Annotated in this window: 19 protein-coding genes; 8 read left to right on the top strand and 11 right to left on the bottom strand. The window is 64.8% G+C overall.

The genetic code is table 11. The features are described from left to right. Positions 1–5: 5 nt before the first annotated feature. A complete protein-coding gene (locus FHW69_RS01940) occupies positions 6–1,463 on the bottom strand; it encodes a GTPase (RefSeq protein WP_183421330.1) in 1,458 nt (485 codons plus the stop codon). Positions 1,464–1,586: 123 nt separating this feature from the next. On the opposite strand from FHW69_RS01940, the gene FHW69_RS01935 reads away from it, so the two are divergent. After that, positions 1,587–5,090 (top strand): ATP-binding protein, encoded by a 3,504-nt coding sequence (locus tag FHW69_RS01935; RefSeq protein WP_183421329.1) that lies wholly within the window; start codon positions 1,587–1,589, stop codon positions 5,088–5,090. A 156-nt stretch (positions 5,091–5,246) separates the two neighbouring features. Next, the gene (locus tag FHW69_RS01930; protein ID WP_183421328.1) at positions 5,247–8,747 is read left to right on the top strand and encodes a hybrid sensor histidine kinase/response regulator; all 3,501 of its coding nucleotides are present in this window, start codon (positions 5,247–5,249) and stop codon (positions 8,745–8,747) included. A 7-nt stretch (positions 8,748–8,754) separates the two neighbouring features. Here the strand turns inward: FHW69_RS01930 and FHW69_RS01925 are convergent, their stop codons facing one another. Both FHW69_RS01925 and FHW69_RS01920 read right to left on the bottom strand, forming a co-directional pair. Next, complete coding sequence (locus FHW69_RS01925) at positions 8,755–9,177, bottom strand: DNA polymerase III subunit chi (RefSeq protein ID WP_183421327.1); 423 nt, start codon at positions 9,175–9,177, stop codon at positions 8,755–8,757. 13 nt (positions 9,178–9,190) lie between these two features. After that, positions 9,191–10,681: a leucyl aminopeptidase gene (locus tag FHW69_RS01920; RefSeq protein WP_183421326.1), complete on the bottom strand. Its 1,491-nt coding sequence runs from the start codon at positions 10,679–10,681 to the stop codon at positions 9,191–9,193. A gap of 76 nt (positions 10,682–10,757) precedes the next feature. Between FHW69_RS01920 and lptF the strand changes: the two genes are divergently transcribed. Together lptF and lptG are read left to right on the top strand one after the other, a co-directional pair. After that, on the top strand, positions 10,758–11,885 hold the full coding sequence (gene lptF, locus FHW69_RS01915) for an LPS export ABC transporter permease LptF (RefSeq protein ID WP_343203944.1): 1,128 nt from the start codon (positions 10,758–10,760) through the stop codon (positions 11,883–11,885). Next, on the top strand, positions 11,885–12,976 hold the full coding sequence (gene lptG / locus FHW69_RS01910) for an LPS export ABC transporter permease LptG (protein WP_183421325.1): 1,092 nt from the start codon (positions 11,885–11,887) through the stop codon (positions 12,974–12,976). Before lptF ends, lptG begins: the two co-directional genes overlap by 1 nt. 462 nt (positions 12,977–13,438) lie before the next feature. On the opposite strand, the gene FHW69_RS01905 is transcribed toward lptG, so the two are convergent. Continuing rightward, positions 13,439–13,759, bottom strand: a complete 321-nt coding sequence (locus tag FHW69_RS01905) for a hypothetical protein (protein WP_183421324.1) — start codon at positions 13,757–13,759, stop codon at positions 13,439–13,441. Between the two features lie 375 nt (positions 13,760–14,134). Next, positions 14,135–16,894: a valine--tRNA ligase gene (locus tag FHW69_RS01900; RefSeq protein WP_183421323.1), complete on the bottom strand. Its 2,760-nt coding sequence runs from the start codon at positions 16,892–16,894 to the stop codon at positions 14,135–14,137. Between the two features lie 116 nt (positions 16,895–17,010). Between FHW69_RS01900 and FHW69_RS01895 the strand changes: the two genes are divergently transcribed. The 3 genes from FHW69_RS01895 to tsaB all read left to right on the top strand — a co-directional run bounded on the left by FHW69_RS01895 (position 17,011) and on the right by tsaB (position 21,039). Then, on the top strand, positions 17,011–18,939 hold the full coding sequence (locus FHW69_RS01895; protein WP_183421322.1) for an ATP-dependent DNA helicase: 1,929 nt from the start codon (positions 17,011–17,013) through the stop codon (positions 18,937–18,939). An 85-nt stretch (positions 18,940–19,024) separates the two neighbouring features. Then, a complete protein-coding gene (gene creD, locus FHW69_RS01890) occupies positions 19,025–20,353 on the top strand; it encodes a cell envelope integrity protein CreD (RefSeq protein ID WP_183421321.1) in 1,329 nt (442 codons plus the stop codon). Further along, positions 20,350–21,039 (top strand): tRNA (adenosine(37)-N6)-threonylcarbamoyltransferase complex dimerization subunit type 1 TsaB, encoded by a 690-nt coding sequence (gene tsaB, locus FHW69_RS01885; RefSeq protein ID WP_183421320.1) that lies wholly within the window; start codon positions 20,350–20,352, stop codon positions 21,037–21,039. Before creD ends, tsaB begins: the two co-directional genes overlap by 4 nt. On the opposite strand, the gene FHW69_RS01880 is transcribed toward tsaB, so the two are convergent. Genes FHW69_RS01880 through FHW69_RS01855 form a run of 6 tightly spaced genes read right to left on the bottom strand, consistent with a single transcriptional unit; the run spans position 21,036 to position 26,031 of the window. After that, the gene (locus FHW69_RS01880; protein WP_183421319.1) at positions 21,036–22,265 is read right to left on the bottom strand and encodes a DegT/DnrJ/EryC1/StrS family aminotransferase; all 1,230 of its coding nucleotides are present in this window, start codon (positions 22,263–22,265) and stop codon (positions 21,036–21,038) included. The genes tsaB and FHW69_RS01880 overlap by 4 nt on opposite strands. Continuing rightward, positions 22,249–22,668, bottom strand: a complete 420-nt coding sequence (locus tag FHW69_RS01875) for an EamA family transporter (RefSeq protein ID WP_183421318.1) — start codon at positions 22,666–22,668, stop codon at positions 22,249–22,251. Before FHW69_RS01875 ends, FHW69_RS01880 begins: the two co-directional genes overlap by 17 nt. Continuing rightward, a complete protein-coding gene (locus tag FHW69_RS01870; RefSeq protein ID WP_183421317.1) occupies positions 22,665–23,024 on the bottom strand; it encodes an EamA family transporter in 360 nt (119 codons plus the stop codon). Before FHW69_RS01870 ends, FHW69_RS01875 begins: the two co-directional genes overlap by 4 nt. Further along, positions 23,021–23,857, bottom strand: a complete 837-nt coding sequence (locus FHW69_RS01865; RefSeq protein ID WP_183421316.1) for an alpha/beta fold hydrolase — start codon at positions 23,855–23,857, stop codon at positions 23,021–23,023. Before FHW69_RS01865 ends, FHW69_RS01870 begins: the two co-directional genes overlap by 4 nt. Before the next feature lie 55 nt (positions 23,858–23,912). Beyond that, positions 23,913–25,364, bottom strand: a complete 1,452-nt coding sequence (locus FHW69_RS01860) for a sensor histidine kinase (protein WP_183421315.1) — start codon at positions 25,362–25,364, stop codon at positions 23,913–23,915. Then, complete coding sequence (locus tag FHW69_RS01855) at positions 25,357–26,031, bottom strand: response regulator transcription factor (protein WP_183421314.1); 675 nt, start codon at positions 26,029–26,031, stop codon at positions 25,357–25,359. Before FHW69_RS01855 ends, FHW69_RS01860 begins: the two co-directional genes overlap by 8 nt. Before the next feature lie 277 nt (positions 26,032–26,308). Between FHW69_RS01855 and FHW69_RS01850 the strand changes: the two genes are divergently transcribed. Further along, entirely contained in the window at positions 26,309–26,914 is a 606-nt protein-coding gene (locus FHW69_RS01850; RefSeq protein ID WP_183421313.1) for an outer membrane beta-barrel protein, read from the top strand. Positions 26,915–26,966: the final 52 nt, after the last annotated feature.

The following is a 26,966-nucleotide window of genomic DNA, read 5'->3' as shown; positions in this document are numbered from 1 at the left end:
ACCGGTTATCCGTTTGCGCGCAACGCATCCCGGGTCAGTGCGGCGAGCTGGCGAAGGCGCGGGGCGTCGGGCTTCTCCATCAGGGCCTTCATCCGGGCGGTAGTGTCGAACTGGTCCAGCGTATGGGTGGCCGCCAGGGACGTGGCGAGCGCCGTGCCCAGGCTGTCGAAAATCAGGGCATAGGCAAACGCATGCAGCACGCCGCCGCCAAGGGTGCCCAGGCCGGGAAAGGCCTTCAGCGCATTGCCCGAGATGGCCAGCACGACGGTGGTGCCGGTGCGCAGGGTCAGGCGGGCCTGGCGAATGAGGCTTTCGATATCGACCTCGCTGACCCGTACGTCATAGAGTTCGGCCAGGGCCCGTATCAGGCCGGTAGCCAGTACGCCCTGGATCAGCAGGTCAGTGCCTGGCGCCACGGCCGCCATGGCGCCTACGATGGCGCGGCGGGAATAACGGGACACGATGCGCCGGGCCTGTTCGGCCCGCGCGTCTGCTTCACGTTCGCCGGTACGCTGATGTAGCCCCGCCAGCACGGCGTGCTGGCGCTGGTCTTCCAGAGCGGCGGTGCCGGGCGACAGCACATCGTCCAGTGCGCGATACAGGGCATCAAGCTGTGGTCGGCGCTGGCGTTGCACGTGTTCCACCGTGCCGTCGGGCAAATGCCGGGTGAATCGCTCGCGGCCCCCGGCGCTGATGGCGATCACGGCATCGGCCACATCGTCTGATTGCACGCGCAGCCGGGCCAGCAGTGTCTGGCGTTCGGCATCGGTCCATTGGTCGGCCTTGTTCAGCGCCAGCACCATCGGCTTGCCGAAATCGCCCAGCCAGCGGATGTCGGCCGCCTGCGTGCGCGACAGGTCGCCCGCACACAGGTACACCACGGCGTGGGCACGCAGCACTTCCTCGCGCGCGATGCGCTCCACCGCTTCGCCGTCTGCCTCGCGGCTGCCGGGCACGTCGGCAAGCATCAACACCTGTCCGCCTGGCAGACGTCCTTCGTAGTGGCCGACCTCGCGCGTGGTGCCGCCCAGCACATCGGTGCGAGGCGCCGCGTCCGGACACAGGGCGCCGGTCAGGCTCGATTTGCCGGTGGATATGTCGCCAAACAGGGCCACGTAAATCTGCTCGTTGGCGCGACGGCGATCCAGCTCGCGCAGTTCATCGTTCAGGTCGCCAGTGTCGGCGCCCAGTCGGGTCAGCGTGTCGATGCGCGCCTGCAACGCGGGGCGATCAATCGGGGGAGGGGCGCGGCGTCTGGGGCGACGCCCGAAAAGCCACCACAGCACCCAGATGCCGCCGAGCACGAACGCGATGAGAATGATCGCAATTATTGATTGCCACGTTTCAGGCAAGGTCATGTACCGCTGGGCCAGGCTCAGCAGGCGGTCGAATGCCGCCAGGACAAGCCAGGCAAGGGCCGCCAGACCAATGGCAGCGATAAACAGGCGCATGCGTCGTGACATGACCCCATTCTAGCCGGGCGTTGTCGGTCGCGGGACCGCTTCCTTTCCTGCGCGGCTTCCCCGAACCCACGCACAAGGACGGGCAATTACAAGATGGGTGCCACAAGGTGGATGCTGGGCGTCATGGCCACCCTCTGTGCCTTGTTGGCGCAGGCGGCGGATGTCCCGCCGCAGCCAACACCGCAGTTTCGTACGTACAGCCTGGGTCAGGGATTGCCCAGCAGCGAAGTGCATGCGGTTGCCCAGGACCGGAAGGGCTTTCTGTGGGTGGGTACGGCAGCTGGCCTGGTGCGTTTTGATGGCGTGGATTTCCGTGTGCATGGCTGCGACGCGGGCCAGGCGGGCGCACCGTCTTCCCATCGAGTGCGCAGCGTCGTGGTGGACGCCGATGACCGCATCTGGTTTGGCGGGCGCGATACCGGCTTGAGCCGTCTCGATCCCACCACCGGGGAATGCCGGCAATGGCGTCACGATCCGACGGCCGCACACAGCCTCGCGCAGGATCACATCACCGCGATTGTGGAAGGACGTGATGGCGATCTGTGGGTGGGAACGGCACACCGGGGCGTGCAGCACCTGAGCAAGGACGGCATGACTTTCTCGCGGCCTGTGCGCGAAACAGGTGCGCCCGGCGGCCCGCGCGCCGATGCCATCCGCAGCCTGCTGGCGACCCCTGACGGCGACATCATCGTGGGCAGCGCATCGGGGCTGGAGCGTATTGGCAGCGACGGGCGCATGACGCGCATTCCGTTTGGAGACGACACCTCGCCTTCCGTCAACCGCATTGATGGTGACCATCGCGACATCCGCATCGCCACCGAACGCGGTCTCTATCGCCTCATCAACGGCATCGCCCAGCGCGATACCGATCTGCCTTCCATCGCCATGGATGCGTCGTTCGATGATGCGCACGGCATGCGCTGGATTGCGACGGAGCGCGGCCTGCACGTTCAGGACGTCGATGGACGCACCAGCCTCGTCGATGGTGGGCAGTCGGGGCGTGGTGCGCTGCCTGGACAGGCGGTGCGTCAGATCATGGAAGATCATGAGCACGGGCTGTGGTTCGCACTGACCGATGGCGGTCTTGCGTATCTGCCGCCCTTCTGGGACGACTTCACCCGCTTCACCGATGTGTTCGCAGACGCGTACGGGCTGTCGGGCGTCGCGGTTACCGCCGTGGCCGCGCATCGTGGCGACAGCCTCTGGGTGGGCGGCATGCGCGGTTCGCTGCGCCTGCTGGATCCGGCAACTGGCCGGGTCAGTCCATCCGCCACGATGGGAGACGCGCGCATTGATGTGCTGCACGAAACCCGGGATGGCCGCGTCTGGGCGGGCACGTCGGATGGACTGCACGTGCGCGGGCCAGCCGGCGTACGTCGCGTTGCGCCAGGATTTCTGCGACGCGCCATCACTCACATTGTGGAAGCGCCGGACGGCACGCTGTTTGTCGCCTCGGCAGTGGACGGCGTGTTCCGTGTGGATACCCGATCTCTCACCGCAACGCCGCTGTACTACCGCGAACCACGCCAGGGGCAGCATGAGACCCGCGAACTGACCTTTGCGAACGATACGCTGTGGCAGGCCAGTGTGGCGGGCATTGCGCGGTGGGACCCGTCGACCGGACAGATGCGTTTCGTCGACGGGGTGGAGGCGGGCAGAACCCATGCCGTGGAGCCTGACGCCACCGGCTTCTGGCTGGCCCGGCCCGCGGCGCTTGAACACTATCGCTGGGATGGCAATCGGGCGGTCAGGGATACATCGGTGACGTCGCTTCAGGGCTGGCCGACGACCGAAGTGCTTGGCCTGAGCACGGATGGATTTGGCCGGCTGTGGGTCTACGCGCATACAGGCGGCTGGCGCTTTGATCCGTTCTCCGGCGCATTTCGCAGCATGGGCGTGGGCAACGACGCAGTGAGCGTGGAATTCACCAGTGGCTCCACCGTGCGTCTGAACGATGGAACCGTATACGGAGCGACCCTGGGTGGCGTGGTCGGTTTCCGTCCCGATCGCCCTGGCGATCATCGGCAGCTTCCACCCGTGCAGTTGATCGAGGCGAGCGTCATGCGCGGGGAAACGCGCGTGACGCTTCCCGTGCACAACGGGACGGTGGCCATGCGCTGGGATGATCGCGACCTCCGCATTACCGCGCGCACGCTGTCGTTCGTTGATCCCGCCCGGCATTGGCACGAGTTCAGCCTGAGCGGACGGCGTGGTGAGGAGGCGTCGTATACGGGTCACGACGGCGTGCAGGATTTCGACCGGCTGCCGGCCGGCCATTACACCCTGCGGATACGCGGCACGGGCGGCGATGGCATGACCGGTGAGCTGGCCGACCCGCTGGTCGTGATTATCGACGCACCACCGTGGATGCGCTGGTGGGCGTGGGCCGCTTACGCCGCTTTCGTGCTGGCGTTGATTTTTGGTGTGTCACGGCTGTGGTGCAGCCGTCACGACCGGCGCGTTTCGCTGCGTCTTGCACAACAGCAAAGCGTGCTCGCCGTGGCGGCGAATCAGGCGAAGACCGATTTCATGGCGACGCTCGGTCATGAAATACGCACGCCGATGACCGGCATGCTGGGCATGGCGGAACTGCTGGCGCGGACGCCGCTGGACGCAAAGCAGCAACACTATGTCGACACGGTACGTCGTTCCGGGGCCTGGCTGCTTCGGCTGGTGGACGAGACGCTCGATCTGGCGCGCATCGAGGCGCGGCAACTGGTGCTGGAAAACGAGTGCTGCTCACTTCGCGCCATCATCGGCGAGGTCACTGAGCTGACCCGCGCCTCGGTGGCAGGGAAGCGTCTTCATATGGACGTCCATATGGATGATACGGTGCCCGCCATCGTTCGCGCCGATCCCACGCGAATTCGTCAGATCTTGCAGAATCTGCTGAACAACGCCGTGAAGTTCACCGAGCGTGGGTCAGTGGGGCTGCATGTGTCCGGGCATGCGGGTGCGGTGGTCTTTGATGTATGCGATACCGGCCCTGGCATTGCGGCGGAGCAACATGCCCGTCTGTTCGGGCGGTTTGAGCAGGGCGCGTCACCGCAGGGGCGGGCCGGTGTGGGTCTGGGGCTTGCCATCTGCCGCGAGCTTGCCTGCCTGATGGGTGGTCACATCGAACTCTTCAGCACCGTCGGCAAAGGCAGTCGCTTTCGCGTGCATCTGCCCCTGCAAGCCTGCAAGTGCGATGTACCTGCTGGAGGCGCGGCGGTCCCGGCGTCGCCAGCCACGCCTGCTGTGACGCGGCGATCCATCCTGCTGGTGGAGGATGATCCTGCCACCATGGAATGGATGGCCACGCTTCTTGAGCAGCGTGGACACCACGTCGTCCGGGCCACCGATGGACTGGCCGCGCTGGCCGAACTGGCGTGCGGCCGACATGACCTGGTGCTGCTCGATCTTGATCTTCCGTGTGTGGACGGTTTTCAGGTCAGTCGCATGATGCGACTCACGCACGATGCCGGTGCGCTCCCGATCATTGCTGTGAGCGCGCGTTCCGTAGGCGACGAGACGCAGGTCACAGAAGAGGCCGGGATGAATGGGTTTCTTCGCAAGCCGGTGTCGATGGTCGCGCTTGATGCGCTGCTCGCCAGGGTGGCGTCCCGCCAACACCACGCGTTGTAGTGTTTTTTCACATCGCGCACGTGCGGTGCTTTTCCTACATCATTCCGGGACGTGCGCCGGAATATTTGTGTGACGGCAGCAGGCACGATGCTTGGGTGTAAGCCGTCATGCAATCAGCTCAGTGCCAGCATGACGCAAGGCGCATAAGGATTTGCAATGCCTCGTTTGTTGAGATGGTTCGTGCTGTTTTTTGTGCTCGTGGTGGCCACATGTATGTGGGTGCCGGCGGGTATGGCTACCGCCGTGGCGCCACGGCCTACGCCACAATTCCGCAGTTATGGACTGGCGCAGGGATTGCCCAGCCGGCAGGTGCATTCGGTGGTGCAGGATCAGCGTGGCTTTCTCTGGATTGGCACCGCAGCGGGCCTTGCGCGTTTTGACGGCGTGCGATTTGAACAGCGTGGTAGTGCGGTGGGCCAGGCACCTGCGATCACTGCGCTGCTGGTGGACAGTAGTGATCGGGTATGGAGTGGCTCCGCGCACGGACTGCAACGACACGACGCGGTGGATGGCGATATCCGCTACTGGCGGCATGACGCCAACGACGTACGCAGTCTGGCGGATGCAGACGTCACCGCCCTGGCGCAGACCCTGGACGGCTCCATCTGGGTGGCCACCGAACGTGGCGCGTTGCAACGCATGCGTGCCGATGGCACCGGATTCGACCGCATCGCGTTGTCGTTGCCTTCCGGTTCGCCTGTCACGTCCCTGTGTGCGGCGTCCGATGGTCGTCTGTGGGTAGGGCACCAAACAGGCCTCAGCGTGGTGGCAGGCGACACGGCCCAGGCAGTGGCATTCGCTGACGAAGGTCCGCACCAGGTGAATCGTATTGATTCGGGGCCCGGCGGCATCCGCCTTGCCACGAATCGCGGACTCTATCGCCTGGACGAGAGGGGAGTGGCTCATCGCGATACGCGGTTGCCGCCGTTGCCCGTGGACGCCTCACTGGCCGACCGCCACGGCCTGCTCTGGGTGGCCACGGCCAGCGGTCTGCATCTTCTTGACCGGCACGGGCGTGTGCATCCGTTGCAGGGTGCATGGTCATCACGGGGCGGGCTGCCGGGGCGCAGCATTCGCCAGATCATGGAAGACGACGAGCACGGCATCTGGTTTGCGCTGAGCGACGGCGGACTGGCCTATATCGGCCCGGCATGGGATGACTTCACGCGCTTCACGCATGTGCAGGGCGATGCATTCAGCCTGCCGGGCGCCGCCATCATGGCGCTGGCAGCTCATGGCGATTCGCGTCTGTGGCTGGGTGGCATGCGCGGGTGGATACGTCGGTTTGATCCGGCAACGGGACACGCCGACGGTATCTTTGATGTCGGTACGTCGTCCATCCAGGCACTCCACGAGTCGATGGATGGACGGCTGTGGGTGGGCACGGCATCGGGCCTGTTTGTGCGGGATCAGACGCAGCGTGCTCCGGTGGCCATCAGTAAAGTGGATCGCGCGGTCACCGCCTTGGCCGAAGCCCCGGACGGTCGCATGCTGGCGGCAGTAGCGGGACGTGGTGTGGTGGCAGTGGATGAACACTCGCTCGCGGTCACGCCGGTGCCGTTCGCGTCGGCAGCACGTGGCCTTGTGGAGACCCATCAACTGGAGTTTGTGGGCGGCCATCTGTGGCATGCCAGCACCGAAGGCCTTTTTCGCTGGGACGATGGTCGTCGCCAGATGATCCGTGTGCCTGGCGTCACGCCCGGGCGGGTCAACGCCTTCGAGCACCATGAAGGCGGCTTCTGGCTGGCGCGTCCGGATGCGCTGGAGCACTACCTGTTCATTGGCTCCGAGGCGACGCTCGACCGCTCGTTCACGGCTGCCGACGGGTGGCCCGCGCCGGACATTCTCAACCTGCGCATGGATGCCCTCGGCCGCCTCTGGGTCTACGGACCCACCGGCATCTGGCGATTCGATTCGGGATCGGGCCGCATCCGCACGTTTGGGGAAGCGGATGGACTGTCCAGTGCGGAGTTCACCAATGGCACAACCATTCTTCTGGCCGATGGCACGATGTACGGAGGCACCCTGGGCGGGCTCGTCGGATTCCGTCCCGACCGTCAGGCAGATCACTCGCGCCGTCCGCCCGTGGAAATCTCCAGCGTCAGCGTCGTTCGTGGCGGGGAGCGCATCGAGCTGCCGTTAACCAGTCATACGCTGCATCTGGATTGGAATGACAGTGACCTTCGCGTGACTGCGCGCGCGCTTTCGTACGTGGACCCGGAGGGCAACACCTACAATTTTCGACTGGAGCGCAACGAAGACCGGTCGTCGTGGACGGTAGGCAAGGCGGGTGCGCGGGAATTCGCAAAACTCCCTGCGGGTGAGTACCAGTTGTTTGTGTCGGGGGCAGGGCGCGACGGCGTGACGGGCGATCTCTTGCGTCCCATCCGCGTGCTGGTGGCATCCCCGCCCTGGCTGCGCTGGTGGGCGTGGCTCATCTATGCCTTGTGCGCCACGGCAAGCGTGCTGGCGGTGATCGGGATGACACGACGGCATCTGCGTCAGTCGCTGCTTCTCCAGTTTGCGGAGCAGCGCAGGCAACTGGCTGAGCAGGCGAACTCCGCAAAAACCGACTTCATGGCGACGCTGGGGCATGAAATCCGCACGCCAATGACGGGCGTGCTTGGCATGGCCGAGCTCATGGGGCGCACGCCGTTGACCGACATGCAGCGCGGTTACGTTGACGCGTTGAGCCGTTCCGGTGAACTTCTGCTGCGCCTCGTCAACGAGGCGCTGGACCTCACCAGGATCGAGTCGCGCCGTCTTGTGCTGGAGTCGCAGTGCGTGTCGGTAACGACGCTGGTCGATGAGGTGATAGCGATGGCCCGCGCGCAGGCCCGGCAAAAGCCTCTGGTCGTGGAGGCGCACGTGGAGCCGGAAGTGCCAGTGCGCATTGAGGGTGACGGCGCGCGGCTGCGGCAGATACTGCAAAACCTGCTTGGCAATGCGGTGAAGTTCACGGATACCGGTTCGGTCACCCTGCATCTGTCGTGCAGCGAGGAAGGCATGCAATTCGACGTGCTGGACACGGGCCCTGGCATTGCCAATTCGCTGCGGGCACGGCTGTTCGAGCGCTTCGAGCAGGGCGCCTCACCCCAGCAGGCGCTGGGCAGTGGTCTCGGGTTGGCCATCTGTCGCGAACTCACGCTGTTGATGGGCGGAACCATCACGGTCGACTCTCGCCCCGAGGGCGGAAGCCGCTTTCGCCTGACGCTTCCGTTCACGCCGTGCACCTGTGCGGCGCTGACCGCTGCGACCACGCCTGATCTGAGGTCCATGAGCGCGGCACGCATGGTGTTGCTGGTGGAAGATGACGCCACCGTGGCAGAGGTGATCCGGGGCCTGCTGGAATCTGCCGGGCATCGGGTCACACACGTTGCCGACGGGCTGGCCGCGCTGGCGGAGTTGCCGTGCGCGCGCTACGAACTGATGCTGCTGGATCTGGATTTGCCCGGCATCAATGGATTCCAGGTGGCCAGGCTGGTCCGACGCACGGAGCACTACGCCGATCTGCCCATTCTGGCAGTCAGTGCGCGATCCATCGGGGATGAAGTAGCTGCGGTAAAAGCAGCCGGCATGAACGGGTTTCTACGCAAGCCCGTTCGGGGCAGCGACCTCGACAGCGCCATTGCGGGGCTGTCGGGCCGGAAGACGTAGTGCCTTCTTACATGTCGTGCTTGGCCACAGCGAAGCCGTCGCGCTTGTATTCCTGCCAGCGCACCCGTGAGCCGTCGCGTTCTGCCGGATCAGCTGCCACCACTTCGAGCACCCGGTCGTACTGACCGGGTGCGCAGGTGTCGCGCAGATTGATGACCAGCGGGCGATCCGCCGTGTCCACGCCGGGCGGCACGATCAGCACGGCCGTGCCTTCGTCGTCGTCATCACCCGCCAGCTGGTGGGGGATGAAAGCATCTTCGTCGAAGGACCACAGGTACTCATCCACCGCTTCTGCCTGAGGGAAGTCGCGCGTGAGGATCAGCGTGGGCTGGCCAGCGGCATGGGCCTTGCGGGCCAGTTCGCATACCAGCAACAGCGGGTCCTCGCGGAACCGCGGCTTGTCGATCAGGTAGAAGTCGGCGCGACGCATCGGGTGCAGAAACTCAGCCGGCGACGCGGTCGAGAAGCCACTGGGCCAGCAGCGGCACCGGACGGCCCGTGGCCATGCCCTTGCGGCCTTCGTCCCACGCCGTGCCTGCGATGTCCAGATGCGCCCAGCGCTGGCCTTCCGTGAAGCGGGCAAGGAAGCAGCCGGCCGTGATGGCGCCGGCGTACTTGCCGCCAATGTTGGCGACGTCAGCGAAGCCGGAGTCGAGCTGGCTCTGGTAGTCGTCCCACAGCGGCAGGCGCCATGCGCGGTCGAGGGTGGACTCGCCGGCCGCCAGCAGTTCGGCGGACAGCTCTTCGTCCTTGGTCATCAGGCCGCTGGCGTGCTTGCCCAGCGCCACGACGCAGGCACCGGTAAGTGTGGCCGCATCAATGATGGTGTGTGGCTCGAAACGCTTGCCCGTGTAGGTGAGGGCGTCGCACAGGATGAGGCGACCCTCGGCATCCGTGTTCAGCACTTCGATGGTAATGCCCGACAGGCTGGTCAGCACGTCACCCGGGCGGTAGCTGTTGCCGTCGGGCATGTTTTCAACCGCCGGCACGACGCAGACCAGGTTGAGCGGCAGCTTCATGCGCACGGCGGCCACGAAGGCGCCCAGGACGCCGGCGGCGCCGCACATGTCGAACTTCATTTCTTCCATGCCCGGGCCGGGCTTCAGGCTGACGCCGCCCGTGTCGAACGTGATGCCCTTGCCCACGAAGGCGTAGGGACGCTCGGACTCGCTGGCGCCGCGGTATTGCAGGATGACCAGCTGCGACGGGTTGGCCGAGCCACGGCCCACGGCCAGCAGCGAGCCGAAGCCCTCCGCTTCCATGGCGTCGCGGTCCAGGGCTTCAAAGGTCACGGCCTCGTTGGCGTCTGCAAAGGCGCGGGCCTGGTCGGCGATGTAGGCCGGGTTGCAGATGTTCGGCGGCAGGTTGCCCAGCTCGCGGGCGAAGCGCACGCCCTCGGCGATGGCGCGGGCCTGATCCAATCCGGCCGAGGCTTCGCCCGGAGCCACGAAGACGATAGAGGCCAGTTCCGGCGCGGCAGCCTTCTCGCGCGGCTTGAAGGTGGCGGTGTAGCGGTAGGCGGCGTGGTCGGTAGCCAGGGCGGCAACGCGCACGCGCCAGGCGGCATCGCGGCCCGGGACGTCGATTTCCGACAGCCAGGACACCGCTTCGGTCACCGGGAGACGACCCAGCGCACGGCCGGCTTCGAGGCACACGCGCTGGAAGCGGGCGGCGTCGAAGGTCTTCTGTGGGCCGAGGCCGACAATCAGCACGCGCTGGGCGGTGATGCCCGTGGGGTGCAGCAGCGTGGTGACCGAGCCGGTCTTGCCGGTGACGTCGCCGCTTTCGACCAGGCGCTTGATGGCGCCGTGGGCCGCCGTGTCCACGCGGGCGGCGGCACTGGTCAGCAGGCCGTTCTCATAGACGCCGACAACGGCGACGGCGGTCTCGGCGGATTCGGGAGCGATGGAACCAAGGCTGAACTGGAGCGTCATAAATACGTGCCCTGCTAAAGCCTGCCGGGGGCCGGACAAGCTAGACTTGAGGTTTGTCGGCCGGGACTGGTCCGGCATGAACCGGCAATTCTACCAAATGCTGAGCATTCTCGACCGATACTTCCTTCGCGAGCTGGCCTCTGGCGTGCTCGCCACAGCCGCCGTCCTGCTGGTGATCTTCGCCGGCGGCGCGTTCGCGACCGTGCTTCAGAAGGTGGCTAACGGCAGTATCCAGCCCACCATCATGTTCCAGGTGCTGGGCCTGCAGATGGTGGACCTCCTGTCCATGCTCCTGCCGATGTCGGCTTTCCTGGGCACGCTGATCGCCCTGGGCCGCATGTACCGCGAAAGCGAAATGCACGTGCTGGCTTCCTCGGGCATGGGCCCGCGCGGCATGCTGCGCCCGGTGACCCTGCTGGCCGTCATCACTACCATCGCCGTGGGCACTGTCTCCCTGTGGCTGGGCCCCCTGGCCTCGCGCACCAGCGACCAGCTGATTGCCGCCGCCAATCGCTCGGTCATCGCTGCGGGCCTCGATGCCGGCCGGTTCACCGAGTTGCCCGGCAAGGGCGGCATCATTTTCGTGGATGCGCTCAGCCGCGACGGTACGAAGCTGGGCAAGACCTTCATCGCCACCGACCGGGTGGACGGCAACGGCAATCCGCAGGTTCGTGTGGTCAGCGCCCAGAAGGGTCAGATGTTCCAGGAAAGCGATGGCGTGAATCGCTTCCTCGGCCTGTCCAACGGCTGGCAGTTTGAAATTCCGCTGGGTGGCGACAACTGGCGCCGCATGAAATACGAGCGTAACGATGTGTCGCTGTCCACGGTGGGCGACGATGATGACGACGTCGATCCGTCGCACGAACTCACGACCCTGCAATTGCTCACCGACCACGCACCCGATGCGCTCGGCGAATTTGTTTCGCGCGTGGCGGCGCCGGTCAGCACGCTGGTGCTGATGATGATGGTGCTGCCGATGTCCCGTCAGGCGCCGCGCGACGCGCGCTATGGCCGTCTGCTCGTGGCCGTGCTGGCTTATTTCCTCTATGTGATCTGGCAGCTCATCGCGCGCACGCAGATTCTGAAGGGCAATCTGCACACGTCGGTGCCGATCTGGATGTTGCATGCCATCGTGTTCGGCGTGGCGGCCTGGTTCTTCTGGCGCCAGAACACGCCGCGTCGCCTTCCGAAGAGGGCGGCCTGATGTTTGGCATCAAACGCGCCGACCGCCTGATCGCCATGAGCGTTCTGGGCACGCTGCTGCTTGTCTGGCTGGTGCTCACCGGCTTCGACGCGCTGACCCAGTTCATCCGCCAGCTTGGCAATATCGGCAAGAACGGGTTCACGCTGTACGACGCCATCGCGTACATCGCGCTGACCGTGCCGCGCCGCATGTATCAGATGTTCAGCAATGCGGCCCTGATTGGCGGCCTGCTGGGTCTGGGCGGCCTTGCCGCCACGGGCGAGCTTACGGCGCTGCGTGCAGCCGGCATGTCCAAGCTGCGCATCGCCGCTTCGGCAGCGGGCGTTATCGCCGTGCTGACTGTTGGCGTGATCGTCATGGGTGAAACGGCTGCGCCTTACGGCGATCAGCACGCGCAGGCGATTCAGGTGCGCATGAAGTCGAGCAACCTTGGCGCGACCAGCAGTGGCTTGTGGGCGCGTGACGGCAAGCTTTTCATCAATGCCAAGTCGGCCATCGCCACACAGGAAAACGGGCACGATACGGTCAAGCTGGTTGACGTGCGTGTGTTCGACTTTACGGATGACGGTCAGGTGCGCGTGTTCTCCCATGGAGACAGTGCGTCGCATGACGGCAATCAGTGGGTCATGGCCAATGTGCGCACCACTACGCTGGATAACACGGGTGTGCATTCGACCAATGCGCCGTCGGCCACCTGGAATTCCCATCTGAATCCGCGGGTGCTGGAGCAGTCGGTCATCCGTCCGGAATATCTGTCGATGAGCGACCTGCGTCGCAACATGCGTTATCTGGAAAGCAACGGGCAGAATCCGGGTGCGTATTCGGTGGCGTTCTGGGGTCGCGTGCTGTTTGGCTTCAATGTGCTGATTCTGGTGCTTTGCGCGATGCCGTTTGCATTCGGCTCGCTGCGTTCCGGTGGTTTGGGCAAGCGCCTTTTCATTGGCATCATTCTGGCTATCGGCTGGTATTTCCTGCAGGGCGCGATGGTGAACTTCGGCACGGTGTACGGCATGCCGCCGTTACTGGCCAACCTGCTGCCGCCGTCGTTGCTGGTCGTTGGGGCGCTCGCGTATTTCAGGCGGTTCGGCTAGCGCCATTTGGCTTCTCGCGAGTTCGGCACAGCGTGGCGTTTCGCGGGAAAGCCCCGCCGCCCTCCCCATGAGCACGTCGCGCGGTCGCTGCGCGACCCGGACGTTCGGGCGGGGTTTGTCGACGGGTTTCAGGCGGTTCGGCTAGCGCCAATTTGCTTGTTGGTTTGTCTCGCGAGTTCAGCACAGTGTGGCGTGTCGAGGGAAAGCCCCCGCCGCCCTCCCCATGAGCACGTCGCGCGGTCGCTACGCGACCCGGACGTTCGGGCGGGGTTTGTCGACTGGCCATCCATGGCCAGGCGCCAAATGGCCGGCATCCCTGCCGGCCACCCCTGCGGGGCCTTTTCCGCCCGAACGTCCTCGCGCTCCTAGCGCTCATGGGGAGGGCGGCGGGGGCTTTCTGCCCACTGGTGCTTGTGTTTGGGGTAAGAGCCGGGCTTTGCTGTCGGGGCGAGCACCCCTCGCTCAGGATTCGGTCGAGGCGGGTGTGGTTCCGAAGGGGCCCGCTCTGAGCATGTCGATCACCTCAACGGGCATGAGTTTTATCCGGCTGCGCCAGAGTCCGGTAATGGGCGGCATGGCTTCGGCGAGCAGTCGGCGCAGCATGATGCTGAGTTGTGCGGAGGTTTCCGGATCGACGTCCGCCTCCACCGCGTGCGAAGAGATATCGACGATGGCCTGGGCATCGGCGAGTCGCATGACGGCGACGTCGCGGAGCTGGTCGATGGTGAGGGTGACGTCGCTCTGGCAGGTGGGGCAGGTGATGGTCTGGTCGGGCGTGTGCATGGCGGTTCCCTGGCCGGAGGTCCGCACCCTGTTTCGCAGGGTGGCGGACGTGTCGGGGTAGAAAACCGGTTGACTTGATCAGTACCCGGCCAGGCGCGAGGCCTGCCCGACACGCCCGCCATAGGGGCGTGCGATGAGAACACAGGCGGGTATCCGCCTGTGTGATCTAGTCAATACGGGTTTCTACGCCCGGTCGCCGATGATTCGGCGACGCGAAGAGCATCCCGATTCACGCAAGGCGGAACTATCCGATTATTCCGAAAAAGTCATCGGAATTATTTGAGAGCGGGCAAGCATCCGTCGTTCGCAGGGCTCGTTCCACAGGTAAAAGAAGACCGGCTTTTGCCGGTCTCTTTTTTTTCCTGAAGCCGGGGATCAGCCGAGGCGTTGTGCCTGATCGCGCATGGCGTTGGCCTGGGCGGTCCAGTCGGCGATGCGCTGGCGTTCCTGGGCGACAACTTCGGCGGGGGCGTTGGCGACAAAGTTGGCGTTGCTGAGCTTGGCTTCGCACTTGCGCACTTCGCCTTCCACGCGGGCGATTTCCTTCGCCAGTCGTGCTTTTTCGGCGTCCACGTCGATGAGGCCTGCCAGCGGAATCAGCACGCGCAGTGAGCCGACCACGGCCACGGCGGCAGCGGGTTCATCGCCGCCCGTGATCCACTCGGGTGTTTCCACGCGGCCGAGGAACGCGATCTGTGCAGCGAACTTGGTTGCACGGGCGCGATCCGCATCGCCGCCATCGGCGAACAGCAGCGGGATGGTCTTGCCGGGGGAGATGTTCATCTCCGAGCGGATGCGGCGCACGCCGGTCAGTACGGACTTGACCCATTCCACTTCGGCAGCGGCAGCGCCGTCGGAGGCGATTTCATCCGCCTGCGGATAAGGACGCAGCATGATGGTGTCGCCTTGAATGCCGAGCACGGGCTTTACGTTCTGCCAGATTTCTTCCGTCACGAACGGAATCATCGGGTGCAGTGCGCGCAGCAGGGTTTCGAGCACCACGGCCAGCGTGTAGCGAGTGGACGCGGCGGCGCTGGTGTCGGTGCCATTCAGGGCGGGCTTGGACAGTTCGAGGAACCAGTCGCAGAAGTCGTTCCAGGTGAACTCATACAGCGCCTGCGCGGCGAGGTCGAAGCGGTACAGGTCCAACTGCGTGCGCACTTCGGCCAGCGTGTTGTTCAGACGGGTAAGAATCCAGCGCTCGGCTTCCGTCGCGGGACTGGCCACGGGTGCCACGGCTTCCTCGCCGAGGTTCATCAGCACGAAGCGCGAGGCATTCCACAGCTTGTTGCAGAACGCCTTGTAGCCGGCAGCACGCTCAAGGTCGAACTTGATGTCACGGCCATGCGTGGCCAGGGATGCGAAGGTGAAGCGCAGGGCATCGGCGCCGAAGGCGGGTATGCCTTCGGGGAATTCCTTGCGTGTGGCCTTTTCAATCTTGTCGGCCATCTTCGGCTGCATGAGGCCGCGGGTGCGTTTGGCCACCAGGTCGTCGAGGGTGATGCCGTCGATCAGGTCCAGCGGGTCAAGGACGTTGCCCTTGGACTTGCTCATCTTCTGGCCGTCTTTGTCGCGGACCAGGCCGGTGATGTACACGTCGCGGAACGGCACTTCGCCGGTGAAGTGGTCGGTCATCATGATCATCCGGGCGACCCAGAAGAAGATGATGTCGAAGCCGGTGACCAGCACGTTGGTGGGCAGGTAGCGATCAAAGCCCAGCGCCTGCTGTGCTTCCGCGTCGGGCCAGCCCAGGGTGGAATGGCTCCACAGCGCCGAGCTGAACCAGGTTTCCAGCACGTCGTCGTCGCGGCGCAGTGCGCCGGTATAACCCTGCGCGGCGGCGCGTTCACGCGCTTCGTCATCGGTGCGGGCCACGATGATGTCGCCCGCATCGGTGTACCACGCCGGGATGCGGTGGCCCCAGGTAAGCTGGCGGCTGATGCACCAGTCCTGGATGTTGCCGAGCCAGTGGCGATAGGTGTTGATCCAGTTTTCCGGCACGAATTTCACGTGGCCGTCTTCGACCAGTTCAAGGCCGCGCGCGGCCAGCGTGTCCATGCGGACGAACCACTGCCAGGTGAGGAAGGGTTCGATGACCTGACCGGTGCGATCACCGCGCGGGACCTGAAGCTTGTGCTTCTTCGTCTCGACGAGGAAGCCGTGTTCTTCCAGATCGGCAAGCACGGCTTTGCGGGCGACGTAGCGATCCAGGCCGCGATATTTTTCCGGCGCGTTGTCGTTGATCTTCGCCTCGTCGGTGAGGATGTTGATCATCGGCAGGCTGTGGCGCTGGCCGATCGCGTAGTCGTTGAAGTCGTGCGCGGGCGTGATCTTCACGCAGCCGGTGCCGAAGTCTTTCTCAACGTAATCGTCGGCAATGATCGGAATCTGGCGGTCAGACAGCGGCAGCGAAAGCATGCGGCCAATCAGGTGCGCGTAGCGCTCGTCTTCCGGATGCACGGCAACCGCGACGTCGCCGAGCATGGTTTCCGGACGCGTGGTGGCGACCACCAGATCGCCGGAGCCGTCGGCCAGCGGATAGCGGATGGACCACAGCGAACCGTCTTCTTCTTCGCTGACCACTTCCAGGTCGGAGATGGCGGTCTTCAGCACCGGATCCCAGTTGACCAGCTTCTGGCCACGGTAGATCAGGCCTTCTTCGGACAGGCGCACGAAGGTTTCGACCACGGCCTTGCTGAGGCCTTCGTCCATGGTGAAGCGCTCGCGGCTCCAGTCGCCGGACACACCTATGCGGCGCATCTGCCGGCCGATGGTGTCGCCCGATTCGGCCTTCCACTCCCATACGCGCTCGATGAAGGCATCGCGGTCAAAGTCGGAGCGCTGCTTGCCTTCAGCGTTGAGCTGGCGGGTGACGACCATCTCGGTGGCGATACCGGCGTGATCGGTGCCCAGCTGCCACAGGGTGTCGAAGCCGCGCATGCGGTGGTAGCGCACCAGCGTGTCCATGATGGTGTGCTGGAACGCGTGGCCCATGTGCAGTGTGCCGGTCACGTTCGGCGGCGGCAGCATGATCGTGTACGGCGTTCCCTTGCCGGAAGGCTTGAAATAGCCGCTGGATTCCCAGCGGGAATACCACGACGACTCGATCTGGCTGGGCTCGAAACTCTTTTCCATGCGGGACTCTTGGCTGGCGCCGGATCGCGGGCGCGCGTGATTAGATGAACGACCCTGCATTGTAGGGCCCCGCCCGGGGCGGTGCCAAAACCGGCTGCCTCGGCGATACTTAGGCGATGACAGATCACGACGTAGCCGCGTTGCTGGGGGCCGAGGGCCCCTTTGCGCGGGAAGTACCCGGATTCGCCCCACGCGAGGCGCAGCAACGCATGGCGGCCATCGTGGCCGAGGCCATCGAAGAGCGTGATGCCCTGATTGCCGAGGCGGGCACCGGCACCGGCAAGACGTTCGCCTATCTGGTGCCTGCCCTGATGTCGGGGCGCAAAGTCGTTGTTTCCACCGGGACCAAGGCCTTGCAGGACCAGCTGTTCTTCCGCGACCTGCCCCGGGTGCATTCCGTGCTGGGTAGCCGGGTCAAAAGCAGCCTGCTCAAGGGCCGGGCCAATTATCTGTGCCTTTACCGGCTGGATCAGTCTGTGCGCGAGGGCCATCACGACCGCGTGCTGGCCTCCCAGCTGGCCACGATCCGGGCCTGGTCGGCACGCACGCGGCGTGGCGACCGCATGGAACTGGCCGATATCCCGGAGGATTCGCCGGTCTGGCCGCGGGTGACCTCCACGCCGGAAAACTGCCTGGGTACCGAGTGCGCCTTTTTCGACGACTGCCATGTGGTGAAGGCGCGCCGTGAGGCCATGGAGGCCGACATCGTGGTAGTGAACCATCACCTGTTGATGGCCGACCTGGCGCTGAAGCAGGAAGGTTTCGGTGAAATCCTGCCGCATGCCGATGCGTTCATCCTGGATGAAGCCCATCAGATTCCCGAACTGGCCGGCCAGTTCTTCTCGCAGAGTGTGAGTGCCCGACAGATCACCGACCTGGCGTCGGACGCGCTGGCCGAATGCCAGGGCGTTACCGGTGCGATGGGGTTGTTGCTTGAGCCGGTGGAAGCCGTGCAGGCCATCGTCAAGCGCGTGCGACTGGCCATGGATGTATTGCCGGCGAAAGGGGCGTTCGGTGAGCTGGAGCGCAACGATGCCGTCCACGATGGTCTGACGGAACTGCGCGACGTGCTGGCCGCACTGTCTGATTTGCTGGGTGCGCAGGCCGAGCGTTCGCGTGGCCTGGCCAGTGCCTTCGAGCGCGCCCAGATGCTCAGTTTGCGGCTGGATCGCATCGTGGAAGAGCACTCCGATGCCGACGTGCGCTGGTACGAAACCTGGCCACGCGGGTTCGCGCTGCATGCCACGCCACTGGACCTCGCCTCGCCGTTGCGCGCCATGCGCATGTCGACCGACGCGGCATGGATTCACACGTCGGCCACGCTGTCGATTGCGGGAGATTTTCAGCATTTCGCGCGTCAGCTGGGTCTTGAAGATCCGCGCACGCTGAGCCTGGAAAGCCCGTTCGACTATGCGCGTCAGGCGCTCGCTTATCTCCCGCAGGGGCTGCCTGATCCGGCCGCCCGCGATTACACCGATCAGGTGGTCGATGCATTGCTTCCCGTGCTGGAAGCCTCCAACGGTCGCGCGTTCCTGCTGTTCACCTCCCATCGTGCATTGCGACGTGCAGCGGAGCTTCTGGAAGGCCGCGTTCCGTGGCCTTTATTCGTACAGGGCAGCGCGCCACGTCATCGTTTGCTGGAAGAGTTCCGCGCCAGCGGCCATGGCGTGCTTCTGGGCGCTGCCAGTTTCTGGGAAGGCGTGGATGTGGCCGGCGAAGCGTTGAGTGTGGTGGTGATCGACAAGCTGCCATTCGCCACGCCCGATGATCCGGTGTTGCAGGCGCGGCTGGAAGCACTGGAATACGCGGGCATCAATCCCTTCATGGGGTGGCAGGTGCCCACGGCCGTGATCGCGCTCAAGCAAGGCGCGGGTCGGCTCATCCGTGATGTGCATGATCGCGGCGTGCTGGTGCTGTGCGATCCGCGTCTTACCACCAAGGGCTACGGCAAGCTGTTTCTTGCCAGCGTTCCGCCGATGCCCCGCACGCGCAGCCTGGACGACGTGAAGGCGTTTTTCACCGCCGTGGACACCGCCACGCCCTGAATCGCCCCTGCTTTGCCTCAATCCGAACCCGGCTACGGCCGGCTGATGCGCTTTCATGTGCGCTACCTCGTCGAAAAGGACATTCATGTTTGCCTGGACACAAACCGTTACCGCCAAAGTCATTGGCGTGGGACTTCTCGCGCTGCTGATGCTGATTCCGCTTGGCCAGATTTCGGGTCTTGTCCGTGAGCGCGAAGCGCTGCGTGTGGACGCGGCCGCCAACATTGCCAAAGGCTGGGGCGGCGCGCAGACCGTAGGCGGGCTGGTGCTGGCCATTCCCACGCAAGAGCAGGTCAATGTGGAAGGCACCTCGAAGGTGGCCACGCGCTACGCGACGGAGATCGTGCTTGCCGACACGCTGACCACGCGCGCTGACCTCGCTGTGCAGAAACGCAGCTACGGCATGTACGAAGTGCCGGTGTACGAAGCGGAGGTGCAGATTTCCGGGCGCATTCTTCCCGCAGATATCCGTGCCTTCGACAAGGCGAGCAACGCCACGTGGATCGGCAAGAAAGCGGAACTTCGCCTGCTGATCAGCGATACGCAGGGCCTGCGTGAGGTTTCCGAAGTCACGGTCAACGGGAAGCCGCAGCGTTTCGCATCGTCCACGGAGCGCGTGGGTGGATTCCCGGTGGTGGCATTGCCCATCGACCTGGATGCGCTTGGCGATACGCCCATTGATTTCAAGGTGACCGCGCGTCTGGCGGGTACCGAGTCGCTGGATGTGCTGCCGCTGGCGCGCAGCAACGTGGTGGAGATGAAGGCGCCGTGGCCTGATCCCAGTTTCACGGGTGCGCTGCTGCCAGCCACGCGCGACATTCGCGCTGATGGATTCTCCGCCAACTGGCGCATGCTCGATTTGAATCGCAACTTTGGTCAGCACTGGAACGAGACGACCGACGGTGTGGATCGCCTGGTGGCCGCCTCGTCGTTCGGCGTGGAGCTTTATCAGCCGGCCAGCGTGTATCAGCAGAATCTGCGCGCCAACAAGTACGCGCTGCTGTTTATCGCGCTGACGTTCGTCGCGTTCTTCCTGTTTGAAGTGCTCAAGCGCCTGCGCGTCCATCCGGTGCAGTACCTGCTGGTGGGCGGTGCGATGGCCACGTTCTATGTGCTGCTGCTGGCGCTCTCTGAACAGATCGGCTTTGGCCGTGCCTACCTGCTGGCTTCCTCGGCCGTCGTGCTGATTGTGGGCGGCTACGCCACGGCAGTGCTGAGGGCCCGTCGCGCCGGGCTGCTGCTTGGCGGCGTGCTGGCACTGGTTTACGCGGTACTCTATGGGCTGATCGGCGCAGAGCAGTACGCTTTGTTGATCGGCTCGGTGGTGCTGCTGGCGGTGGTTGCCACCCTCATGTTCCTGACCCGGCGCATCGACTGGTACGCCTACGGCTCGAAAACCACGGATACCCCATGAATTTCCTCGCTATCGAAACCTCCACGGAAGCCTGTTCGGTTGCACTCGTGCACGGCGACGAAGTGATCGAACGCAGCGAGATCGCTCCTCGCCGTCACGCCGAGCTGGTGCTGCCCATGGCCGATGCGCTGCTGGCCGAGGCAGGCCTCTCACGCATGGCACTGGATGGCATTGCCGTGGGCCGTGGTCCGGGGGCTTTCACGGGGGTGCGTCTCGGCGTCTCCCTGGCCCAGGGCATGGCCATGGCGCTCGATGTGCCGGTGGTGACGGTCTCGTCGCTGGAGGCGCTGGCGCTGGAAGCACCCGAGGATGACGCCAGCATCCTCGCGGTGATTGATGCGCGCATGGGCGAAATCTACGTCGCGGCGTATCGCCGCGACGGCAACGGTGGCCTCATCGGCCTGGATGCCGAGCGCGTGGATACCGCAGCCAAATTGCTGTTGCCGGAAGCGTCGGCGTGGCACGTCGTGGGCACCGGCTGGGGCACGTACGAGGCCGCGCTGCGCGAGCGCATTCATGCGCCCATCGTGTCTGCCGATCCGTTGCGCTATCCGCAGGCGCGTCACATCGCTGGCATAGCGGCGCGCCGATTCCGCGACGGCGCGGCGGTATCGCCCGAATTCGCGTTGCCTGTGTATCTGCGTGACAAGGTGGCGCTCACCCTGGTGGAACAGGGCAGGGCTTAAGCCGCGCGGCGCCGGACGACCAGCGCCTCGATCACGGCGCACACGTGCTCGAACGTGCCGTCGTCGATCCACGGGCTGTTCGAGATGGTCAGCGTACAGGCGGCGATGTGCCGGGCAACCGAGACATCGTCGCTGCCTTCCATCGGGTCCAGATAGCTGTAATCGGGCAGGGCGTGGATGAACAGGCGACCCACACCCAGGCCGGCATGCCACAGCCGTGACAGGGCCTCATCGCGGGTCGCTTCATCAGGCAGGCGCACCAGGAAATAGGGCCACGTGCCTTGCTCGCCTTCATGGTCGGCGTACACATGCACGCCTTCGATGGCCTGAAGACGGGGCAAGCGCCGCAAGGCCTGTTGCGTGGTGTGTTCGACAAAGGCGGGCAAGCGGGTGATGGCCGATGCGCCAACGCGCTCACGCCACGCACCCACGCGATGCAGGGGGATGGTCGGGCCAAAATCTTCGCTGGCCGCCGCCACCAGGTTGCCCCGGCGCAGCGCGCGTCGCAGCGGGTCGCCGTAGGCCCAGCGCAATCCGCGCGGCCCATACAGGGCGGCGTATCCGGCCAGTTCCATCGACCGGCGCATTTCCCACAGGCGGTTTCGCGGCACATGGGCTTCGCTGGCGCGAACGAGCTGGCTGCGCAAGGCGTCATCGCGGCTGACCAGCAGGCCGCCTTCGTAGATCGACAGGCCTTTGCCGGCCGCGAGACTGAAAAAGCCGATGTCGCCGATGGTGCCGACGCTTTGGCCGTTGACGCGCGCGCCGAAGGCTTGCGCCGCATCTTCAATGACGAACGCCCCTTCAGCCCGTGCGATGGCCTGGGCGGTGGCCACATCCGCCACGCGGCCGCCGAGATGGGTGGGGATGATGGCAAGCGTGGAGGCACTGCACGCGCTTTGCAGCTTCTGCGCATCCATGTCCAGCCGCCCGGTGGCCATGTCGCACAAACGGGACGTCAGCCCCGCGCGCTGCACGGCCATGGGAACCAGCGGACAGGTATAGGCCGGGATCACCACTTCGTGGCGATCCGGCGCGAGTTCTTTCAGTGCCAGCAGTGCGACGATCAGTGAGGCCGTGCCGGAACATTCCAGCTGGGTGGCCGGAACATTGATGAAGGCGGCGGCGGCGTCGGTCAGGCGCTGGCGCGGACGGGCACGCAGATCAGCCAGTGCGAGTGGCAGGCCGGCGGTGGGAGGCAGTTCGCGGTCAGGGCGATATGACATGGGCCGCGGACTCGGCGACGGACGCGTGTTCGCCACCGTCGGTCTCGGACATGGCAAGGCATACGATGCCGAGCAGAATCGCCACGGCGCCGATGATCTGGGTCACGGTCACCGGTTCGGAAAACACCCAGTACGACAGCAACATCACGCTGATGACTTCCAGATGCGATGCCGCGAACGCCGGGCCGATGGGCGCATGCTTGAGCAGGCTCATCCACGTGAAGAACGCGCCGACGTAACCGATGATGGCGCCGTAGATCCACGGATGCGAAAACACACGGCCCAGCCACGCGGCAGACATTTCGACCGGCAGCGCGCCGTTGCCTGCCAGCTTGAAGCAGAACAGGTTCAGCGTGTCGAAGGCCAGCAGCAGGGCAAAACCGATGAGATAGAAGCGCTTCATGCGCCAGCTCCTACGACAGCCACGCCAGCGGCAATCAGAAGAATGCCGGTGACGCGCAACGGCGTAAGGCGCTCGCGGAACAGCCAGCGTCCGGCAAGCATCACGGCCACGATGTTGATGGATCCCAGCAGCACGCCTTCAGACAGCGGCACCAGCGAGAGGAAGGCGATCCACACCACAAATTCCAGCACGTAGCAGCCGCCACCCACCCAGATCCACGGACGCGACAGCATGTAGCGCCAGCGTGCCAGGCCATCACCTGCGCGGTCGTCACCTGCCGCTGCCTTGAATGCGAGCTGGCCACCCGTGTCGAGCACGACATTGAGCAGCCAGAGCATCGCGGCAAGCGTACTCATGCAGCCACTCGTGTGGGACGCGCGCCGTTGACGATGCGCTGGAAGAAATCGGCAGAGCGGTCGATCAGCGTGCGGCGTTCGCGGTCAATCGTGATCATGTGGTAGCTGTCGCCCAGCAGCAGCATTTCCACCGGGCCGGACACGCCCGCTTCCACCATCTGCGCATTGCTCACGCTGGCGACGTCGTCTTCCACAGCGTGCGCGATCAGGCACGGTGCGGTGACCTGCGCCAGCGAGCGGCGAACGTCCTTGGCCAGCGCGTACATTTCAGCCAGCGCATGCCACGGGTTGCCGGGCAGGCCGGCCGCGGCGCTGTCGCCGGCGAACATGGCCGAGCTGACCTGCGCGCGCAGACGCTCGTCGCGGATGCCGTAAGGTGGTTGCTCGATGAAACTGCGCTTGCGACCAATACCGAAGCGCTTGAACCACGGCAGCAGGAACGAGAACTTGCCCGTCCAGGGAATGCTCCAGCCGTCGTAGCGGAAGGTGGCGCCGAACACGCCCACGCCATCCACCCATTCGGGACGGCGTGCCGCAAGGCGCAGCGCGAGCACGGCGCCCATGGACAGGCCAGCAACAAACAGGTGATCGACGCGACCGCGCAGTTCTTCTGCGGCGGCTTCGACGCTGGCGTACCAGTCTTCCCACGTGGTGGCGAGCAGATCGTCCTCGGTGCCGCAATGACCCGCCAGCTGCATGCCAACCACGGTAAAACCTGCGCGATTCAGTCCTTTGCCGACGAGGCGCATTTCCGTGGGCGTTCCCGTCAGCCCATGGATGAGGAGCACGCCATTACGGTCGCCTTCAAAGATGAATTCAGCCGTCTTGGCCACGTCGACACTCCAGGCAGGGTCTGATGAATGGATTGCAGGCTCGCATGAGGCGGTTTCAGAAACCTTTCGGTTGCAGGTCGGGGTCTTCACCCCTGACCAGAGGCAGGCGCATTTCGATGCGCAAACCGCCCATGTCCCCGCGCGAGAAGGTTATTTTGGCGTCGTGCTGTTCCGCGATGCTCTCCACGATGGCGAGCCCGAGCCCCGTGCCTTCTTCACGAACGCCCGGAACGCGGAAGAAGCGCTCACCCAGGCGCGAGAGGAACGCTTCATCCACACCCGGGCCGTCGTCTTCTACGCTGAGCACTGCGGCATCATCGTCCATGGACAGCCCCACCGTTACGGCATGGCCCGGCCCGGCGTAGTGGAAAGCGTTGTCCAGGAGGTTGTCCAGCAGCTCCTGAAGCATGAGCGTGTCGCCGTGTATCAGGCAGGCCGAAAGGCTGCTTTCGTAGCCCAGGTCGATGCGCAGCGTCAGTGCCTGATGGACGCGCAGCGAGATGGCTTCCGGAATCACGACGGTGAGGTCGATCACCTGCATGTCGTCCGCATCGCGGTGCGGTGACTGCGTGCGGGTAAGTGCCAGAAGCTGCGCCGATGTGCGTGCCGCGCGCGCAGACAGGCGATGAATATGAGTGAGCGCATCCGCATGCGCTGTGGCATCTTTTGTGGCGTCCATGCGCTCCACCTGCAACTGGATGCCCGCCAGCGGCGTGCGCAGTTGATGCGCGGCATCGGCGATGAAGCGTTCCTGCAATGTCAGCATGCCGCGCATGCGCGCAAACAGATCATCAATGGTGCGGGTGAGCGGAAGAATTTCGATGGGCACGTCCGTCTCGCCGATGGGGCTCAGGTCGTGGCCGCGACGGCCGAGTCGCGCGGTGAGCGGTTCGAGCACGCGCAGGCCATAGCTCACGCCGAACCACACCAGCAGGAAGATCGCGAGAATCAGCAGTGCCTGAAGCGGCACCGTCAGAAACAGGATTTCGCGTGCGCGCTGGTGACGGTCGCGCAGATTTTCAGCGACCGTGATCGTCAGTACATCGCCCGGCTCGTGCGCATTGGGCGTGCGCATGATGGCCGCGCGCAGCGGCCGGTGCGCCAGGGTGGAATCGAACAGCAGCGGAGGACGGTCCACAGCCACGGTGCGCACGGGCGCATTCAGTTCCGCATTGCCAATCAGGCGGCCATGCCGCTCGCTGACCACGGTGTAGTAATTGCGGCCGTCCGGATCGTATTCCAGAAGGAACCGTGCCTGCGCCGTCAGCTCGCCGTTGAGGGCATCGCTGCGCATCATTTCGGCGAGCGTCAGGGCCGAGTCGGAAAGGTCGGCATCGTGCACGCGATTGGAATAGGCGAGGGCAACGGCGTACGCGAGGATCGAATCAAGCACCAGCGCAAGCAGCACCGGCACCAGCAGGAAGGTGAGCAGGCGCTTGCGCAGGGAAAGTTTTTCATTGGAACGCCGCCGACGGCGCAGGGGCCACACTGAAGCCTGATCAGGCATCCTGGGTTTCTTCCAGAAGGTAGCCAAGCCCGCGGATCGTGCGCACGTTTGTGCCGGATCCCTGCAATTTTCGGCGGAGGCGATGCAGGGCGATGTCCAGCCCGTTATCGGTCAGTTCTTCGTCCCAGTTGCACAGCGCTTCCACCAGCTGGGCGCGGCTGGTCACCTTGTCCGGGCGCGTGGCCAGCGCCTCCACCAGGCCGAACTCACGCGCGGTAAGTTCCAGTGGGGTCTGTCCGATCCACGCGCGGTGTCCTGCGATATCCAGGCGCAGCTGCCCGATTTGCAGCTCCGGCGTGCCCTGCGTCGTGCGACGGCGCAGCAGCGCGCGGACGCGGGCTTCAAATTCCACCAGGGCAAAGGGTTTCACCAGATAGTCGTCGGCGCCCAGGTCCAGCACGCGCACGCGTTCCCGAAGGCCCTCGCGTGCGGTCACTACCAGCACCGGAATGCCCGCGCCACGTTTTCGCAGGCGGGCCAGCACGTCGCTGCCATCCAGCAGCGGCAGGCCCAGGTCCAGGACCAGAAGGTCATAAGCGTGATCGCGTAGGGCGGTATCGGCGCTGGCGCCGTCAGTGACGTGATCGACGGCGTGGCTGCTCTGCTCCAGCGAGGCACGGATACCTGCGGCGATGGCGGCGTCGTCTTCGGCTACGAGGATGCGCATGAATGAAGCCTGCGTGGTTATGAGGGGAAGGATACGCCTCACTGACGGACAACGCGACGCGGGCCCGCCCGCCCTAACCTCCGTTTCGCCTACAGCGTGAAATCGGACGCCTTCACATCATCAGCCGAAGATGGCTTCAGACCTCGGCGTAGCCTTCCTGACGCCCGTGAGCCCTGCCTTTATCTTGCCTACAAGACGTTCAGTTTGCACTGACGTCCGCAAAGGGGCCCGATCCTATGGACGACGGGCAGGGATGGTTGGACACAAGGAGATATGGATGAAAAAGTGCATCGTTGCAGTAGCTGTCGCTTGCTGCCTGATGGCAGGCGCCGCATCGGCGGAGTCGGGCAAGGGCTGGTTCGTGGGCGCGCAGTTGGGCGACGCCAATTCGGGTTTTGGCCGTGGCGCTGCCACCTCCGTCAAAACCCGTGATACGGGTGCCGCATGGGGATTCAACGTGGGCCACCGCTGGGCATTGGGAAGCCGCCTGGCGCTGGGTCCTGAGTTCGCCTATCAGCGTTTCGGCAGCGCGAACATCACCTGGGGCAACGGCCCCACGGCAGGCAAAGCCTCGGTGTCGACGGCAGCATTCACACTTGGCGGCAATATGCGCTTTTCGGTGACCGACCGCTGGTATCTTTCGGCCCGCGGGGGCTGGCTGTCCTGGAGCGGCAACAGCGACCTTTCGGTCCAGGGGCAGCGCGCCCGTCGCAATGGTCGGGGTACTGGGTTGTACGCAGGTGTTGGCGCAGGTCTGGACGTGACCAAGACATGGAGCGTCGGCATGAGCCTGGACAAGCACTGGATGAGTTCGACGCGCAAAAGCCGCAATGATGGCTTCCGCATGCGCACCCTGCAGCTCACGACTGAGTGGCGTTTCTGAAGATGTAGCATCGAGGCATTCAGCCAGACCCTCCCGCGTCGTCACCCGTCCC

The sequence above is a fragment of the Luteibacter sp. Sphag1AF genome, from assembly GCF_014192715.1.
Taxonomy (GTDB): domain Bacteria; phylum Pseudomonadota; class Gammaproteobacteria; order Xanthomonadales; family Rhodanobacteraceae; genus Luteibacter.
The sequence above is the reverse complement of the archived record's forward strand: the minus strand, read 5'-3'. Positions and strand labels throughout refer to the sequence as shown.

What these genes read in the sequence shown, in the direction of transcription:
- FHW69_RS01900 (WP_183421323.1), bottom strand. Translation starts at nt 16,894, where the DNA reads ATGGAAAAGAGTTTCGAGCCCAGCCAGATCGAGTCGTCGTGGTATTCC.
- FHW69_RS01850 (WP_183421313.1), top strand. Translation starts at nt 26,309, where the DNA reads ATGAAAAAGTGCATCGTTGCAGTAGCTGTCGCTTGCTGCCTGATGGCA.
- FHW69_RS01935 (WP_183421329.1), top strand. Translation starts at nt 1,587, where the DNA reads ATGGCCACCCTCTGTGCCTTGTTGGCGCAGGCGGCGGATGTCCCGCCG.
- FHW69_RS01875 (WP_183421318.1), bottom strand. Translation starts at nt 22,668, where the DNA reads ATGAAGCGCTTCTATCTCATCGGTTTTGCCCTGCTGCTGGCCTTCGAC.
- lptG (WP_183421325.1), top strand. Translation starts at nt 11,885, where the DNA reads ATGTTTGGCATCAAACGCGCCGACCGCCTGATCGCCATGAGCGTTCTG.
- FHW69_RS01870 (WP_183421317.1), bottom strand. Translation starts at nt 23,024, where the DNA reads ATGAGTACGCTTGCCGCGATGCTCTGGCTGCTCAATGTCGTGCTCGAC.
- lptF (WP_343203944.1), top strand. Translation starts at nt 10,758, where the DNA reads ATGAACCGGCAATTCTACCAAATGCTGAGCATTCTCGACCGATACTTC.
- FHW69_RS01855 (WP_183421314.1), bottom strand. Translation starts at nt 26,031, where the DNA reads ATGCGCATCCTCGTAGCCGAAGACGACGCCGCCATCGCCGCAGGTATC.
- creD (WP_183421321.1), top strand. Translation starts at nt 19,025, where the DNA reads ATGTTTGCCTGGACACAAACCGTTACCGCCAAAGTCATTGGCGTGGGA.
- FHW69_RS01940 (WP_183421330.1), bottom strand. Translation starts at nt 1,463, where the DNA reads ATGTCACGACGCATGCGCCTGTTTATCGCTGCCATTGGTCTGGCGGCC.
- FHW69_RS01880 (WP_183421319.1), bottom strand. Translation starts at nt 22,265, where the DNA reads ATGTCATATCGCCCTGACCGCGAACTGCCTCCCACCGCCGGCCTGCCA.
- FHW69_RS01920 (WP_183421326.1), bottom strand. Translation starts at nt 10,681, where the DNA reads ATGACGCTCCAGTTCAGCCTTGGTTCCATCGCTCCCGAATCCGCCGAG.
- FHW69_RS01895 (WP_183421322.1), top strand. Translation starts at nt 17,011, where the DNA reads ATGACAGATCACGACGTAGCCGCGTTGCTGGGGGCCGAGGGCCCCTTT.
- FHW69_RS01925 (WP_183421327.1), bottom strand. Translation starts at nt 9,177, where the DNA reads ATGCGTCGCGCCGACTTCTACCTGATCGACAAGCCGCGGTTCCGCGAG.
- tsaB (WP_183421320.1), top strand. Translation starts at nt 20,350, where the DNA reads ATGAATTTCCTCGCTATCGAAACCTCCACGGAAGCCTGTTCGGTTGCA.
- FHW69_RS01860 (WP_183421315.1), bottom strand. Translation starts at nt 25,364, where the DNA reads ATGCCTGATCAGGCTTCAGTGTGGCCCCTGCGCCGTCGGCGGCGTTCC.
- FHW69_RS01930 (WP_183421328.1), top strand. Translation starts at nt 5,247, where the DNA reads ATGCCTCGTTTGTTGAGATGGTTCGTGCTGTTTTTTGTGCTCGTGGTG.
- FHW69_RS01905 (WP_183421324.1), bottom strand. Translation starts at nt 13,759, where the DNA reads ATGCACACGCCCGACCAGACCATCACCTGCCCCACCTGCCAGAGCGAC.